At 40.0% G+C, this 13,546-nt stretch carries 20 protein-coding genes; 1 reads left to right on the forward strand and 19 read right to left on the reverse strand.

Annotated features, from left to right (window positions below; all coding sequences use genetic code 11):
* The first annotated feature begins 104 nt into the window (after positions 1 to 104).
* Positions 105 to 293, forward strand: a complete 189-nt coding sequence (locus HNR69_RS05060; protein ID WP_012340326.1) for a hypothetical protein — start codon at positions 105 to 107, stop codon at positions 291 to 293.
* Between the two features lie 2 nt (positions 294 to 295).
* Here the strand turns inward: HNR69_RS05060 and HNR69_RS05065 are convergent, their stop codons facing one another.
* The 19 genes from HNR69_RS05065 to HNR69_RS05150 all read right to left on the reverse strand — a co-directional run bounded on the left by HNR69_RS05065 (position 296) and on the right by HNR69_RS05150 (position 13,538).
* Positions 296 to 772 (reverse strand): enoyl-CoA hydratase, encoded by a 477-nt coding sequence (locus HNR69_RS05065; protein WP_183405647.1) that lies wholly within the window; start codon positions 770 to 772, stop codon positions 296 to 298.
* Positions 765 to 1,379, reverse strand: a complete 615-nt coding sequence (locus HNR69_RS05070) for a DUF4376 domain-containing protein (RefSeq protein ID WP_183405648.1) — start codon at positions 1,377 to 1,379, stop codon at positions 765 to 767. Before HNR69_RS05070 ends, HNR69_RS05065 begins: the two co-directional genes overlap by 8 nt.
* The gene (locus tag HNR69_RS09580; protein WP_260156871.1) at positions 1,376 to 3,745 is read right to left on the reverse strand and encodes a phage tail-collar fiber domain-containing protein; all 2,370 of its coding nucleotides are present in this window, start codon (positions 3,743 to 3,745) and stop codon (positions 1,376 to 1,378) included. Before HNR69_RS09580 ends, HNR69_RS05070 begins: the two co-directional genes overlap by 4 nt.
* A gap of 45 nt (positions 3,746 to 3,790) precedes the next feature.
* Positions 3,791 to 4,345, reverse strand: coding sequence for a phage tail protein I (locus HNR69_RS05080; RefSeq protein WP_012340333.1), 555 nt, complete (start codon positions 4,343 to 4,345; stop codon positions 3,791 to 3,793).
* On the reverse strand, positions 4,335 to 5,249 hold the full coding sequence (locus HNR69_RS05085; protein WP_075321605.1) for a baseplate assembly protein: 915 nt from the start codon (positions 5,247 to 5,249) through the stop codon (positions 4,335 to 4,337). The genes HNR69_RS05080 and HNR69_RS05085 overlap by 11 nt, the downstream gene beginning before the upstream one ends.
* Positions 5,233 to 5,589: a GPW/gp25 family protein gene (locus HNR69_RS05090; protein WP_012340335.1), complete on the reverse strand. Its 357-nt coding sequence runs from the start codon at positions 5,587 to 5,589 to the stop codon at positions 5,233 to 5,235. The genes HNR69_RS05085 and HNR69_RS05090 overlap by 17 nt, the downstream gene beginning before the upstream one ends.
* Entirely contained in the window at positions 5,589 to 6,200 is a 612-nt protein-coding gene (locus HNR69_RS05095) for a phage baseplate assembly protein V (RefSeq protein WP_260156873.1), read from the reverse strand. Before HNR69_RS05095 ends, HNR69_RS05090 begins: the two co-directional genes overlap by 1 nt.
* Positions 6,201 to 6,478: 278 nt before the next feature.
* On the reverse strand, positions 6,479 to 6,811 hold the full coding sequence (locus HNR69_RS05100) for a hypothetical protein (protein WP_136122192.1): 333 nt from the start codon (positions 6,809 to 6,811) through the stop codon (positions 6,479 to 6,481).
* A gap of 23 nt (positions 6,812 to 6,834) precedes the next feature.
* Positions 6,835 to 9,285, reverse strand: coding sequence for a tape measure protein (locus tag HNR69_RS05105; protein ID WP_183405650.1), 2,451 nt, complete (start codon positions 9,283 to 9,285; stop codon positions 6,835 to 6,837).
* A 309-nt stretch (positions 9,286 to 9,594) separates the two neighbouring features.
* Positions 9,595 to 10,056 (reverse strand): phage virion morphogenesis protein, encoded by a 462-nt coding sequence (locus HNR69_RS05110; protein ID WP_012340340.1) that lies wholly within the window; start codon positions 10,054 to 10,056, stop codon positions 9,595 to 9,597.
* Between the two features lie 12 nt (positions 10,057 to 10,068).
* Positions 10,069 to 10,509 carry a phage tail protein gene (locus HNR69_RS05115; RefSeq protein ID WP_132995635.1) on the reverse strand — a complete coding sequence of 147 codons (441 nt, stop codon included), beginning with the start codon at positions 10,507 to 10,509 and terminating at the stop codon, positions 10,069 to 10,071.
* Positions 10,510 to 10,519: 10 nt separating this feature from the next.
* Positions 10,520 to 10,738 carry a TraR/DksA C4-type zinc finger protein gene (locus tag HNR69_RS05120; RefSeq protein ID WP_132995637.1) on the reverse strand — a complete coding sequence of 73 codons (219 nt, stop codon included), beginning with the start codon at positions 10,736 to 10,738 and terminating at the stop codon, positions 10,520 to 10,522.
* Positions 10,731 to 10,970 (reverse strand): Rz1-like lysis system protein LysC, encoded by a 240-nt coding sequence (gene lysC, locus HNR69_RS09755; protein WP_370483414.1) that lies wholly within the window; start codon positions 10,968 to 10,970, stop codon positions 10,731 to 10,733. The genes HNR69_RS05120 and lysC overlap by 8 nt, the downstream gene beginning before the upstream one ends.
* Positions 10,858 to 11,307: a hypothetical protein gene (locus tag HNR69_RS09585; protein ID WP_132995639.1), complete on the reverse strand. Its 450-nt coding sequence runs from the start codon at positions 11,305 to 11,307 to the stop codon at positions 10,858 to 10,860. The genes lysC and HNR69_RS09585 overlap by 113 nt, the downstream gene beginning before the upstream one ends.
* Entirely contained in the window at positions 11,300 to 11,836 is a 537-nt protein-coding gene (locus tag HNR69_RS05130) for a lysozyme (RefSeq protein ID WP_132995641.1), read from the reverse strand. The genes HNR69_RS09585 and HNR69_RS05130 overlap by 8 nt, the downstream gene beginning before the upstream one ends.
* Complete coding sequence (locus HNR69_RS05135; RefSeq protein WP_041605085.1) at positions 11,829 to 12,041, reverse strand: phage holin family protein; 213 nt, start codon at positions 12,039 to 12,041, stop codon at positions 11,829 to 11,831. The genes HNR69_RS05130 and HNR69_RS05135 overlap by 8 nt, the downstream gene beginning before the upstream one ends.
* 12 nt (positions 12,042 to 12,053) lie before the next feature.
* Positions 12,054 to 12,269, reverse strand: a complete 216-nt coding sequence (locus HNR69_RS05140) for a tail protein X (RefSeq protein WP_012340346.1) — start codon at positions 12,267 to 12,269, stop codon at positions 12,054 to 12,056.
* Positions 12,269 to 12,781: a head completion/stabilization protein gene (locus tag HNR69_RS05145; RefSeq protein ID WP_136121919.1), complete on the reverse strand. Its 513-nt coding sequence runs from the start codon at positions 12,779 to 12,781 to the stop codon at positions 12,269 to 12,271. The genes HNR69_RS05140 and HNR69_RS05145 overlap by 1 nt, the downstream gene beginning before the upstream one ends.
* 103 nt (positions 12,782 to 12,884) lie before the next feature.
* Positions 12,885 to 13,538, reverse strand: coding sequence for a phage terminase small subunit (locus HNR69_RS05150; protein WP_136122188.1), 654 nt, complete (start codon positions 13,536 to 13,538; stop codon positions 12,885 to 12,887).
* Positions 13,539 to 13,546: the final 8 nt, after the last annotated feature.

Consider the following 13,546-nt stretch of genomic DNA (forward strand, 5'->3'; position numbering starts at 1 on the left):
ATCTAAAAGTCCTGGCAGAGACTGCCATCTCTGCTAGGCAGTTCCTAAATATTACAACCACAGCTATTAAAAATCAACAATTTATTTAATCAAAGGAAAACACTATGGCAATGACAAAACAAGAAATTCAAGCAAAAAGCGATGCTAAGCGTGGTGTTCGGTTGCAATCCTACAAACTTCACGAAGATATTATTGCTCTACTTTCTGAACTGTCGGAGCAAACAGGACTTTCTAAAACCCAAATTGTCACACAAGGAATTAAACTGTTTGCCGAAACAAAAAAGGTCGCTTAGTGTTAAATCCGTTTAAAATCAGCCACTATTTGAGCCAACTGATTGGGATTAAACCGCCAGCCCTTTTCGCTTCTGAATATGGCATTAAAACACCATTCCGAGCAAAAGAATTTACTTTTCTTCTCACGAAAACCCAATACTAAGCCAAACACGCCTTGCCAATCATAGTTAGCCCCTTTTGTCTTCTTAAAATAGGCTTTCACTTGTTCTTCAGTGAGATTATCAAGCGGAATTAAATCCCATTTTTCTGTCTTAAGTGTCATCTCTTTTTTTCGCACACCGCCATCACGAGGACTTGAACTGTAGCAATCGTAGGTGATATACGGATAATAATCGCCACTTAAAAACGCCTGTTTTTCTACCGCAATTTCACAATGGCTATATTGACCCTTCGTGAAGTGACGAATAAACCCATCTGTAAATCGGTCATAGAGACTACCGCCTCGCCCCTTGTACAGAGCTAAATACACCTTACTCATCTTTCAACTCCTTCAAATACTCCCCATAACCGGTTGTCCACCCGCCGGAATAATCATATTCCGCCGGATTGTCCGATTGCTCCATAGCGGTTTTATGCTTCAAGGCATTCGCATGATTACTTGTTTTAGCATTCATTAACGCCTGCCAAATCAGCATTAATTTTTCTTTGTTAATCATCAATACAGAGTTATCCGCACAAGTCCACGCAATTTCCATATCACCGAATAAATCATAACTGGCTTTGACGGATAAAATATTCCGCTCCGCCGTAGCGTCCGTATCAATCCATTTGCCCACCGCTTCCACAAACACCCCGCCATTGATTTTTTCATCTCGCAAGGCATTGATTTTCTCTCGCATTTCCGCCCGCACTTGGGTTAAATGTGCGGTCATTTTCTCTTCATCAACGCCCCATTGCTTGCCGTTCCATTTCGTCATCGGGTCGGCGGATTTCTCGACCCATTGATACTCGCCGTTAAATTCCACCAATACATGCGTTTCCAGTTCCTTTTCGTCAACGTCTTTTTCAATCCAATTCTCTACATCCTGAGGGATTGGAAAAATTTGATAATTGCTTAATTGCTTTTTTTGAAAGTAAATGTTCATGTTGCTTTCCTGTTGTTTGGTTTTTTAATATAGATTTCTCGGAAATGATAATGAGTAATGCTTAAATTTATAAAATCGAGTCTTAATCCGTCTTTGCTGATATTTACATGTGTACTATTATAATTTGAATCTCTATCTCTTCTACTTTCTTTAAAGATTCCGGGTAAATTGATTTTCAAATTGCTAATCTCTGGAATAGATAAACGAAAATCAGTTAAATTTACTACATCAAATGTAATAACTTCTATTTTTTTATCATGATAAAAATCTCTATTTTGTCGGTAAATAAATGCGAAAACAGTCGTTCCAAAACAAGGTTCACTCAATGTTACAGAAATAGAACTATCTCTATACCCCAAACCTGTACTCCCCTCCCAAACCTTAACAAGGGAATAATCTGATTTTCCCATCTCCTCTTGTATAGCGTGCATAATCTCTTCTTTCTGCACTGTAATGGATTGTATTTTTTCCTCGGCTTGCTGTTTAAAATCCTGCATTTCTTGAACGATAGCAGAGGCGTCCAAAACACCTTGATTTTCCACCGCACCGAATGCTTTAATCCAAAATACCACCTCATCAAAACTGCTTTTCGCCTTGATACACAGTTTTAAAACAAGAGATTTCGGGCGAGTAACGCCGACAAAATGACCGTTGCCATTACTTTCATTTTTAATAGGGTCATTCAGGTCGGTATTTTTGTCCGTTCCTACCGACCACGAAAGCCCGGCGTTATATTGTTTTTTGGTTTCAGGTTGTCCGCCGTCCGGAGAATGTTCGTTATTGACAGCGGTTCTTCCGTTTCCAATGTCCTCTGTCAGCAACGGATCGAAGCCTACTTGGTCAACGGTTTCTTGGTAAGTGTTTTTAATAGCTTTCACATAAGGCGAAAATGCCCCGTTTCCGTCTGTCGAATCCGCACCGATTAAGGAACCGAGTTGTGTCATTCCTACTTTCAACTCACCATGAGCATTACGCAAAAAACGGTCTTCCGCTTTAGGAACGTTGTCTATACTGGTATATTTTTCAATCAAATACTGATACAACTCAGGGTAAGTATCTTCTTTTACCTTTTCCTTGATTTCATCAAACGCAATCCAGCCCTCAGGAATCTCATCTGTCGCAAAATACGCCGTCATACCGACATCTGAGCGAGTTAAATTGGGTAATCTTTTTTTATTACCTTCACCCCGAGTTTTTTCGCTTAAAGTGCGGTATAAATCCGGGTAGGTGCGTTGGTCAATAGTCGTTCCATCGCATTTTAAAAAGCCGGTGGGATGTTCAATTTCTTTGGGAAACGCCACAATCGCCCCCAAAGGCACACCATCACCGCCGATATCTTTCCATTCCGTCCATTTTGAGCCGTTAAAAAACCGTGTTTTGACTTTTGTATCATTGGCTTTGCGTGCAATTTGTCGCACGGCGGTAGCTTGCCCACCGCTCACCACTTCAACATGCCACTCTCCGTTGTTATCGGGCAAATTTTGACCGCTCGCAAAATAATAATGCCCATCGGTTTTGTAATTATCGACATCGTCCGAACCTGTTTTAACCTGAAAATCGGTAATGCCGTAGCCAGCTAATGTAGCTGCTGGGGATTGTTTTCTTTCAGCAAGTTTTCTTGCGTCTTCCGCTTTGTCGTAGGCAGTTTTAACCGCTTTTGATGTAGCGACAGTATCGGATGAGCTACTATCCGCTAAATCCGATTTTTGGTTTTTTGGGATATATTCCTCTATCTTTTGTGCTAACTCTTTCCCCGCTTTAGCGGTTAAGGCGAGTGTTTCGCTGTCTGAGGTTGTCTCGTTGGTCAGTTGCACAATACCTTGTTGGCTTGTACTCGCTTTGGTTATCTCGTGAGTATGACCGTCTTCATCAATTTTATTTTGACTGTTGCTATTAATGGTTTTGGGTTGTAGCTGTCCCGTTTTCGCAAAAATAACGTCATTATCTATTTTTAATTCAAAGGCGTCTGATGAAGATACCGCTAAAATTAAGCGGATAATTTGGACTTTTCCGCTACCGCTTGATAATTGAGGTTTAAAACTTTCAGGGCAATTGGCATAAGCAACCAATTTATCGTTATTGTCGAATAAGCCAATTTCTCTAATCCAAAAACCGCCCTCTGTTTCAGGGATCAGTAATTCAAAGATAACTTGCTGATGATTTCTTGGATCTACCGATATTGCACTTACATTATTGCTATAAACCTGTTTTGCTAATTTTGTTGCTTCACGTGTCGGCGTTACCGCTTGTCCGTTGCCGTCGCCGATTGCCATTTTTAAGAGTTGTAAGGGTTTTTTGTTGGCAATGGCTGAGGTAATGAGCTGTTCCCCATGTTGGGTTAATACGGAATAATAGGTTTTTGTCATTTCTTTTCCTTATTTGGTTTAATTGGGTTATTTAATTTAATCGGGTTATGGATAAACACTGATAATTTCGCCCATATATTGACCAATAAAATGATGTAATGGACATTTAGGCGATATAGAAATAGCTAACTGTGTTAAATGTCTTGATACCGGCTTTGCATCATCAACGAGACGGACTACTTCATTGTAGGTTTGTTCATTCAATCCGCTTTCAGCAACTTCAATCGTAATGCTGAATGTGCCTGGTGTGCCTTGTGGGTGCAGATCAAACCATTCTTTGACTTCCACCAAATAGCCGATAGGCTCAACCACTCGACGAATAGCACTAATCGTACCTTTGTATTTGTGGATTAAAAAAGCCTGTTGAATGGCAATACGTTTGACTTGTTCTGTCCAATGCTCATCCCATCTATCTACACTGAACGCCCACGCTAAATACGGCAACAGCTCAACGGGGCAACGCTGAGGATTGATTAAGTCTGCAATAATAATAGGATTGCGGACAGCAAACTGTAACACCTCTGACGCTTTACGCTCCAGCTCGCTACTGCCTAAAGGCAATAGTGCGGGGACGGTTGGGAACCTGTCATCAATAATCATCTGCTGTCACCAATTCAAGTGTAATTTTTTCACAAAAGCCGGCTTGATTATTCTGTAATACAATATCGGCTTGAGGTTGTAGTAATTCTACACGTTGCACCCCTTCAATATGCAAGGACGCATAAATACCGGATAAGGTAATATCTCGTCCTAATCGCTGTTTGTCTTCGGTGTATTTTTTGATTTTTTCCTGTGCCTGTTTGTTGATGGGTTCGTATTCCGGTCCTCTGTAGATGTGCAGTTTTGCATGAATTTGATACCGATGAATACTGGCACTTTGTACCGTTACTCTATCCGCTATTGGGCGGATATTTTCATCATTCAGTTTTTTGGTCACCGCATTTAAAACCGCCTCACCGGCTTGCCCGTCCCCTTTTTTGGCTAAAATAGTGACAGTCACATTCGCAGGTGAGGGCGATATCACAGAGACATCGGCAACCTCCGCATGTGCGGATAACGCATGGAATACATAAGCTGCACGAGGTCCCGCCACAGACAACCCCTCAAACGCTAATTGGCAACGCAAACGTAAATCTGTGTCGCTTTCTCGTTTTTCTTCTATTGGCGGATTTACGCTATAGTCCGCTTTTTGTATGATAAGACGCTGTACATTAAAATTAGCTGCTATCACATCAAGATCGCTCCCTGTTGCATAAGCTAACATTGTTGCTTTTGCTGCTTCGTTAATGCGTTTGCGTTCTAATAACTGCAAATAACAATTTTCTTGTAATAATTTGTTAATCGGTTCACTTTCTAATGCGAGTACGGTTTCCCAATAGGCTTGTTTTTCTTTAGGGTAGAGTGCTATAAATTGAGCTTTGCGTTGTTTTAATAACTGTTCAAAATCAAGGTGTTCTAATACCTTTGGGGCGTCTAATTTCGATAAATTAACTAATTCGCTCATGCCGTTTCCCTAATATGATTTGATTAAAATTTATTTTTTTGTTGTCTTTTTTGCGGATAAAGTCCATATTAGCGGTGATTTGTGCTTTCTCCGGCACGATATCCACTTTAAAACGTGTAATTTCAATTCTCGGCTCCCATTTTTTCAAGGCGATCACTGACGCCGTGGCAAGTTGTAACATCAGGGCTTTTGTGATGGGACGGTCGATCAGCTCAAAAATATAACTGCCATACTCTCGGCGTTGTATTCTCGTCCCAATCGGCGTTAATAAAATATCCGTGATAGATTGTTTTAAATGGGCGTTTTCGTTTTCGCAATATCTGCCTGTGTGTTTATCCATTAGTTAGGCACTCCTGTCGTTCCGCCACTGTCTCCTGCGTGTGTATGCGTTTGTAGCGATACACCGCCGGCGGTAACATCGCCTTGTGCGTTAATATTGCCTTTAACACGTATTGACCCTTGTACATCACTTGAGCCTTGCACACTGCTTGACCCTTTGATATTGACGTTACCGTCTATATGCATATCTTGCGTACAATGCACTAAGGGCGTGTTAAGCGTTACGCTGACATTAGCGTCAATAAGTGCGGTTTTAATACCGCTTACTTTTAATTCACTTGTTGCTTGGTTGTATTGGATAATGGCATTATCCGCAAATTGAATTACATGCTCATCAGGCGAATTGCTCGGGGTGTTAAATTCCAACGTGTAGAGGGCACTCAAAATAAAACCGCTGTTTATTTCACCCGCAGGGGAAATAAGAATACATTGTTCACCCGGTGTAATCGGCGACCAAATTTTGGTTGTACCGGCACGTGAAGCACACCACGGCAACCAATCCGTTAAGATATTACCTGTTTGTACTTTGGCACGGCGTTTTTCGTGGTTCACTTCTGCCACGACACCATACCGCACAATATTTTCTAATTTTCGGTTAAATTCTGCTTGCATTGCACATTCGCACATTCTTAAATAAAGTGCATTTTGAGAAATTTAACCGTGTTTGAGTAGTATGCCGGGTTGTTAAGCCGGAAATAACAAAAAATAAAATACATTAAAGGGCGGATATAATCCGCCCCTACAGTAGGGGCGAATCACATTCGCCAATCACATTCACCAAACAAAAGTAAGTTGATTAATTGTTATTTTAATCGTTGCAATAATGGATTAGGTATATCATTTTCTTTGGGAAAGGGTTGGTGTTGCGGTGAATAAGCTAATATAAAAATTTACGCTAATATCGCTTTTTTGAATTCATCAAAATTATGCTCAGCATTAAATCTATAACCGACACTTTTTTTCCCTTGATAAATTCGAGCAGAAATCACTTCATCCGATATAGCTTTATATTTTGCACTTTTAACAATTTGAGAGAATGTAATCATTTTTTCGTTAAGGTTGTCCAACTCTTTCGTCTTACGCTCAATAAGTTTGCGTGAGCTTTCTTTTGCCTGCGTTAAGCTCATGCCTAGCCCTGCATCTAATTTATTAGGTAGACAAATATTAAAGGGCGGATATAATCCGCCCCTACAGTAGGGGCGAATCACATTCGCCCCAAACATTAACCCGAAACATTCGCCCCCAATTAATCTCTGTCTCGTAATGCGGATCTCAAGCGTGCTTGTTTTTGTTGTTCTATTTTAACTAGGGCTTTCTCCACTTCTCTTGCAATCTCTTCCGCACGTTGTCCCGCCGTGGCATGAATATTGATTGTCACTTGCATAGGTTGAGGTGTTTCTTGCAGGTGATGTGTTGTTGGACTTAAGGGCGGTCGATTATCCATAACAAAAGGCTGTGCCGTGGCAACGCTTAATCCCATTCCTGCAGTCAACATGGCTTTTTTGCCGTAGTTGAGGGCATTGAGCAACGGTACGCCAAGGCGTGATGTTGCCTCTTTGGTCATAATATATTCCCCGCCGTGAAACACGCCCATTGGCTGATATTTTCCGCCGTTTCCGGCATATCCGCCTGACCATTTATTCACCGGCGGAACGTGATTGGTTGTTGTTTGTGTGGTGAAGGTGGCTTTTGTGTCGGTGTCTATGCCGATTTTTTCTTTAAACCACCCCCATACTGACGAACCTACATTGCTAATAGTGTCTTTTACTTTGCCGAGGGCGTTTACTATGCCTGAACTTAATTTTTCCATCAGCAAGCTACCAACATCAGAGAAATTGGCGGGCAGTTCAACACCAAAATAATTTAACACGGCGGAAAAAGCTTTGTAGAATAATCCGACAGGCGACCAATCTATAATCAACTTGCTCACGCCGCCAATTCCGCCGTTAAAGGCTTCTTTGATGTGTTCCCAAATGCCTCCCAAAAACTGAAAAATACCGTTCCATACGTGGAAAACAATATTTTTTATACTTTCCCATACCTCGCTACAAGCCGTTTTTAGCCATTGCCAGCCTGCAACAAGTGCAGCAATGACTTTATCCCAGTTTTTCCAAAGTAAATAGCCGGCTGCGATAATGAGCATGATTGCAGCAATAATAGGGTTGGTCAACATCATTTTTCCAGTGGCAAAAATTGCTATACCAATCGCTTTGATAAGAGGTAAAAATAAAGCTAATGAAAATAAGACGGGACCTAAGGCGACTAATAGACTGCCTAATACCGCTGACCATTTTATGGTTTGTGCAATGATGCCTTTATTTTCTCGTGTAAATGTAGCGACTGTTTTTATGCCGGAAAATAGCATTTCTCCAAACGCCCATAATCCTTGTGCAACTTCTTGAATAACGGTGCCTATATCTTCCGCCCACTTTTTTAATTCGCCGTTTGCTTGCATGTTGTCCAGTGTGTCTAATATGCCTTGTAATTTGTTTTTAATCCAATCAAACGCCCCCGAACTCATGATGTCTACTTGCAGAGTTGTCCAATGGTCTTCTATTTTCGACCAAATCCCCATTAAGGTTTTGGCTTGTTTTTCCATTGCACCGGCGTATTTATCATTAAATATTTTGCTGAGTGTTTTTTCTATTTGTTGACGATTATTTTTATTCACCCGTGCGATTTGTTGCTTACCATTTTTGTCGGTGTATTCATATTCAATAATATTTTTTCCAACTGCCCGCCCTTTAATGCCAAACTCTTTTAATCGTTCATTTTCACCTGTGACGGCATCAGCAATCGCTTCTACCGCTTGCATGACAGGTTTTCCCATTGCAGCGGATGTATCCCCTAATGTTTTGAGTAAACCGTTGGTAGGATCCATGCCATAAGCACGCAATCTGACAAACGCTTCCATGGCTTCATCAAGATTGCTCGGGGTGTCAACTGCAAATTTTTTCACCCATTCTAAACTCTCTTTTGCTTTTTCTGAGCTTCCTTCCGTCACCTCTAAAATTGATTGAAATTGTTCAAATTTCCCCGCTGTTTTTGCCATGCCTATAACGCCTTCTCCCATTTTTACAGTGGGATTTAATATTAATCTTCCTACTGTTTTTGTGGCAACGCCTGTTAATGCGATATTTCCGCCTAATTCAACGGATTTATTGAACTGTTTTTTTAAATTTGAAACTTTATTTTGAATATTTTGTAGACTTTTCAATTTATTCTTTTGTGTTTCAATAGACTGATTTGTTTTTTTAATGGCGTCGTTTAAGCGTATTTCTTCCGTTTTTAATTTACTTGTATTAATGCCCGCACTTTTTAATGCGTTTCTTTCAAGATGTAATACTTTTCTTTTTTTCTCTAATGTGTCTCTTAAGCGTGCTGCACTCTCTTTAGCCTTTGAAAATTTTCTTTTCATTTCTTCTGTAGGCGTTTTAATTTTTTTCATTTCTTCCGCTAAAATGCTTACTTTTTCCCTCGCTTTGACTAAGTCATTTTGAGAGGCTTTTAATTCTGAATTTAATTTATTGAAGCCGTCTATTTTTTTTAATTGTTCTTTCATTTTCTTAATTTCTACACTACTTCCCTGAATTTGTTTTGCTAAACGTTGGGAACCTTGGCAAATGGCTTTTATTGGGGTGCTTAATTTGTCCATTGCACTAAATGTAACTTGTAATGTTAAATTTTTATTGCTCATTTTTTTACCTATTGATTGACAATTTAAATGAAAATGAATATAAAAAGACAATAACGACAAAAACTACGGTGGTTCTATGAAAATTAAATTGACTGTTAATGATTTTATTGACCTTATTTTTGTGTTAATTGTCTCGTGTCCTTACCTTATTTGTTATTTTTATTTTGATTTAAGCGTTGGGCTGACATTTATTTTTGGCAGTGTTGCTTTATTTTTTATTTTTGTGTTGTTTTATGGTTTTGATTTTGATACGTCCAATTGTGATAAAAATTGTTGCCACTGCAAAAATAAGAATTTAGATGATGACATCTAATCAATATTTTCACTCAATGCCTTAATCACAAACGCTTCAATCATTTCTTTGTCCCGTTCCGTAAAGCCGAGCAATTCACGCTTGGCGTATTGTACTTTGTGTTCTTTGTGTCGTTCTACTCTTGCTCTTAATCCATATTGATGAATAGTGGCGATGTAGGCGGTATTTCCGCTAAACCCTAGTTCTATACCGTCTTTTTGGCGGCGTAGCTTCATGTGCCTTGCTTGGGTGATTTTTTTAAACATGGCTTGGGTTTTAATTCTGCCTTTTTTTGACCGCACTTTTTGCTTGCGTGGTTGATAGGCTGAACCGTCCGGATTTTGCTGTGCTTTAATTCGTTTGCGTTGACTGCGTGCGAGTTCTCGTCCGATTTGTTGGTAAAGCAGTCTTAGCCGTTTTGGTGAAACGTTTTTAAGCAGACGTTCAAAAGCGGTTTTTACCTGTAGCATTTCATCCATGTTGTAGCTCTTTTATTTTTCTGTCTTTTTTTCTATGATTTCTTGGTATTTTTGTGAGCTTGGTTCATCAAGATGTGTGATGATATTTTTTCCGTTCTCTTCTTTTACCGATATTCGTTCGGTGAGTTTTAGGAAGATGGATAGATCTATGCTGTCGTGGTTGTTGTGATCGGCGATAAAGCGGAATCCGTCTTTTCTTTTGTCCGGATTATGGATTAAATCAGGTTGGTTTTCTCGGATAAAGTCCATAATCGGGGCAAAAATCATATTGGGCGATCCGCTAAAATCACGTACGATAATATTTAAGGTGTATTGCAATTCATAGGAGGAAGATGTCGCACCGGCACTAACGACAACCCCTTCATCAATGAATAATTCCAATTTATCAGGGTTGGTATTGAGGTCTTTTGAGGTGCTTTGTAACAAACTGCGGATAAGCTCTGCTTTTAACATGTTCTCTTCCTTAACTGATTCTATAAATACGTTGGTGTTTTTCGATAATGCGTTGACAATCTATACAACGACAATAGCCGTTCTGTTGGCGTATCTCCGGTATTTCTTCTTGGCAATCTAGACAGTATTTCACTGTGCTTTTTTTCCGTGTTTTTTGTTGGTGTTTTTGGATGGCAAGTTGTTGCATTATTTCTGTGTATTCGTTGGCTCTGTCTACGTGATCAGTCATGTTTTTTTTCCTGTAATGTGCGGTTGTAGTTTTCTATGCACTGTGTAAGTGCTTGATTTATCAGCGTACATTTTTCTATTTCATTGAGTGTTTTATCCAAAGCAACGACGAGATCGCCGTTATTTTTTAGTGTTATTGTCGGTTTTTGGCATAGTTGATCTGTCGGGCAAAGTAGCGGTATCGGCTCTATTAATCTGATGTGTTCGTTCGTTGAACAGGCGGATAATGCGATTAGGCACAGGCTGACCGCTCCAGCTCTCATCTTGTAACGCTTGTTTAATTTCATCAGTCCGTTTCTCCGCTTGGTGTAAATGAGTTAAGAGGTTGTCATTCAGTTTTTTTACTTGTTCTTGATAGTCGTTGAGTTGTTTTTTTGCATGATCTAATTGAGCCTTTAGTTGTTTGGTCGTTTCCTTTTCTTGGTTGAGGATGTTGTTTGCGTTGATGAGCTTTTGTTCTTTTACTTGGTTGTTAAAATACAAATAGCCGTTGATGCTGATAAGTATAGCAACTGCAACGATGATGACTTTGTTTAATGTGGTGTTTAAAAATAATGCACGGTTAATCATGGTATTCACCTAAACAGAGGGCTTTTTCTTTTGCTCTGCGTGCTACTAAGCCGTTTAATTTTTTTCCGCCTGCGTAAATCCAGCGTTCAAACTGGTGACAGAGTTGAGGGCTAAAGCCTTGGTTTGCTTGTTTAAATAAGGTGCTTTTTTGCATTTTTCCACATCCTACATTAAAGGTAATGGAAACAAAGGCATCAAACGCCCCTTGCGGTAGATTTTCGCCGTTTCCATAGCGGTTTACGCATTGTTCCGCTCGGCGTAAATCGTTTGCCCAACGTTGGGCTATTTCTATGTCGCTGTAACGTTTTTTCGGGTCAATAGTTTGTCCGTCAGCCATGGTAGACCCAATACCGACAGTTAACACATCGGAAGGGCAGTGATAGGGGTCTCTTCTGCAACCTTCTACATTTCCTATAAGGGCTAATCCTTGTTGACTTATGCGTAACTCTTGATGGTTTGTTTTGACAAGGGCAATGATGGCAACTACGCTACAAATAGCCCCTGTTCCCCATTTTGTGAATTTATTCATGGTCGCCTTCCTTTAAGTCAATCTTTTGTTTGAGTGCGGTTTCTTTTAATTTGATTTCTTTGTTTTTGTAATACCAGTTAATCAGCATGGTAAATAAGCCGAATAAAATACCAAAGATAGCTGCCCAGTCTGCCAAGGTAAAGCCGCTATAAATGGCGATGGCAGATCCGACATACGCCCCTGTTGTTTCACTATTTTTTAACATGTTAAACCTCATTTAATCCCATAAACTCAATGTATTTTTGTTGGTGGTCGTTTGTATATCTTCACTATTAGGCAAGATAACGACGGTACCAATGGCGAGGATTGGTAAGTTGGCTAATGTTGGGTTTAGCTCCAATACGTGTTCTACTAAGCCAAGCGTTTTCCCAAAATAACGATAGACAATGCTATCTAGTGTGTCGTTTTGTTTTGCATAAACCATTCTTGCCATTAGATTAACTCTACTATCATTCTGTGTTGTCCTACTATATCGCGGATAGCAAAGCGTCCGTCACGTCTTAAATCATCTACGCTTTGTTCAAAGTCCTGTGCTTTTTCCGCCCCTTGTTTGGTGGTGTCGTATGAGCGATAGCGTTCGTTTAAATTGGCTAAGGCGAAACAATACACCGCTCTTTTGTAGCGTTGTATTACGATATTTTCGCCGTTGATTTTTTCGTCATCCATGTCTTCAAGGCGATGAATGTGTTTTTCTTTTAGGGTTTTTTGGTAATGTTTTAAGGCGTTGTTAGCGGTTGCCATGGCTTCGATGACTTCCATTTTCAACCGTTCATTCGTTACCGTTCCGTCTATTCGCATTGCATTTCTTACATCAAGTAAATGAATATCAGGGAAAAAGCCGTTGTTTTGGATTGTTTCGTTATCTGTTGCTTGTTCTTCCGCCTGTCGTTTTAAGTCGTCCATGGCGTAATTTTTGACTTTTTTGATGGCGATGCTGTTATGCATGATGTTCCTTTAACTGTAAAAAAGCGAGGTGAGGAAAGTGATGAGGCAAAAAACCTTTACTTTCCGCCTCGCTTGGCTTGGGCTAGGTTGCTCTGTTTCGTGTTCAGCGGGGATTTTCTTGCGTTAATTGTTTTCGCAATTTTTTTATATCCCCTTGAACGCCAATATTTAAATTCAGTTCTAATGCCTTTTCCAAGTAGGCTAAGGCGGTTTGCGGTGCTGATGTGAGCTTTAATAGTCCGATTTCTCTATAAAGTCTCGCTCTACTTTCATCCGGTATATCTTGGTCATCAGTGAGGTTCGCTACTCGTTCTAAATAAGCCACGTCAAAAGGGCGGTTAAGTTTTTGTGCAATTTTGGCTTTATCGGCAAATTCTTCCGCTAGGGCAGAACATAAGGTGCGGTTAAAGTTTTCGGGCAATACTAATCCTTGATGTATAGCATAGTCGGCAATTTGTAATGCGAGGTGATATTGCTCACAGTCTATTGACCAAATTAGCCATGTCATTAAGACGTTATCTTGTTTGCCACTTGCACTACTTAACGCTCCCTCTATCCAAGGTAAATAATCCGGTAAAATGTTCTTTTTGTAGTCCGCTTTTAACGCCATAGAATGAATTTGTTTTAAATCCTTTTTATGGCGTGCAAGAAGATACAACATTCTTTCGTATTCCGTCGCTTCGCTAAGTATGCGTTCTTCTTGCATATGTGCCTTTTTCGCTGAAACTTCTAGAAAATGCCTTCTTGTTGGACGCATTCACACTT

The sequence above is a fragment of the Histophilus somni genome (genome assembly GCF_014202395.1).
Lineage (GTDB): Bacteria > Pseudomonadota > Gammaproteobacteria > Enterobacterales > Pasteurellaceae > Histophilus > Histophilus somni.

What these genes read in the sequence shown, in the direction of transcription:
- HNR69_RS05060 (WP_012340326.1), top strand. Translation starts at nt 105, where the DNA reads ATGGCAATGACAAAACAAGAAATTCAAGCAAAAAGCGATGCTAAGCGT.
- HNR69_RS09580 (WP_260156871.1), bottom strand. Translation starts at nt 3,745, where the DNA reads ATGACAAAAACCTATTATTCCGTATTAACCCAACATGGGGAACAGCTC.
- HNR69_RS05090 (WP_012340335.1), bottom strand. Translation starts at nt 5,589, where the DNA reads ATGGATAAACACACAGGCAGATATTGCGAAAACGAAAACGCCCATTTA.
- HNR69_RS09585 (WP_132995639.1), bottom strand. Translation starts at nt 11,307, where the DNA reads ATGATTAACCGTGCATTATTTTTAAACACCACATTAAACAAAGTCATC.
- HNR69_RS05080 (WP_012340333.1), bottom strand. Translation starts at nt 4,345, where the DNA reads ATGATTATTGATGACAGGTTCCCAACCGTCCCCGCACTATTGCCTTTA.
- HNR69_RS05105 (WP_183405650.1), bottom strand. Translation starts at nt 9,285, where the DNA reads ATGAGCAATAAAAATTTAACATTACAAGTTACATTTAGTGCAATGGAC.
- HNR69_RS05145 (WP_136121919.1), bottom strand. Translation starts at nt 12,781, where the DNA reads ATGCATAACAGCATCGCCATCAAAAAAGTCAAAAATTACGCCATGGAC.
- HNR69_RS05115 (WP_132995635.1), bottom strand. Translation starts at nt 10,509, where the DNA reads ATGTTAAAAGCAGAGCTTATCCGCAGTTTGTTACAAAGCACCTCAAAA.
- HNR69_RS05140 (WP_012340346.1), bottom strand. Translation starts at nt 12,269, where the DNA reads ATGGCAAGAATGGTTTATGCAAAACAAAACGACACACTAGATAGCATT.
- HNR69_RS05135 (WP_041605085.1), bottom strand. Translation starts at nt 12,041, where the DNA reads ATGTTAAAAAATAGTGAAACAACAGGGGCGTATGTCGGATCTGCCATC.
- HNR69_RS05065 (WP_183405647.1), bottom strand. Translation starts at nt 772, where the DNA reads ATGAGTAAGGTGTATTTAGCTCTGTACAAGGGGCGAGGCGGTAGTCTC.
- HNR69_RS05120 (WP_132995637.1), bottom strand. Translation starts at nt 10,738, where the DNA reads ATGACTGATCACGTAGACAGAGCCAACGAATACACAGAAATAATGCAA.
- HNR69_RS05150 (WP_136122188.1), bottom strand. Translation starts at nt 13,538, where the DNA reads ATGCGTCCAACAAGAAGGCATTTTCTAGAAGTTTCAGCGAAAAAGGCA.
- HNR69_RS05110 (WP_012340340.1), bottom strand. Translation starts at nt 10,056, where the DNA reads ATGGATGAAATGCTACAGGTAAAAACCGCTTTTGAACGTCTGCTTAAA.
- HNR69_RS05100 (WP_136122192.1), bottom strand. Translation starts at nt 6,811, where the DNA reads ATGTTTGGGGCGAATGTGATTCGCCCCTACTGTAGGGGCGGATTATAT.
- HNR69_RS05070 (WP_183405648.1), bottom strand. Translation starts at nt 1,379, where the DNA reads ATGAACATTTACTTTCAAAAAAAGCAATTAAGCAATTATCAAATTTTT.
- HNR69_RS05085 (WP_075321605.1), bottom strand. Translation starts at nt 5,249, where the DNA reads ATGAGCGAATTAGTTAATTTATCGAAATTAGACGCCCCAAAGGTATTA.
- HNR69_RS05130 (WP_132995641.1), bottom strand. Translation starts at nt 11,836, where the DNA reads ATGAATAAATTCACAAAATGGGGAACAGGGGCTATTTGTAGCGTAGTT.
- HNR69_RS05095 (WP_260156873.1), bottom strand. Translation starts at nt 6,200, where the DNA reads ATGCAAGCAGAATTTAACCGAAAATTAGAAAATATTGTGCGGTATGGT.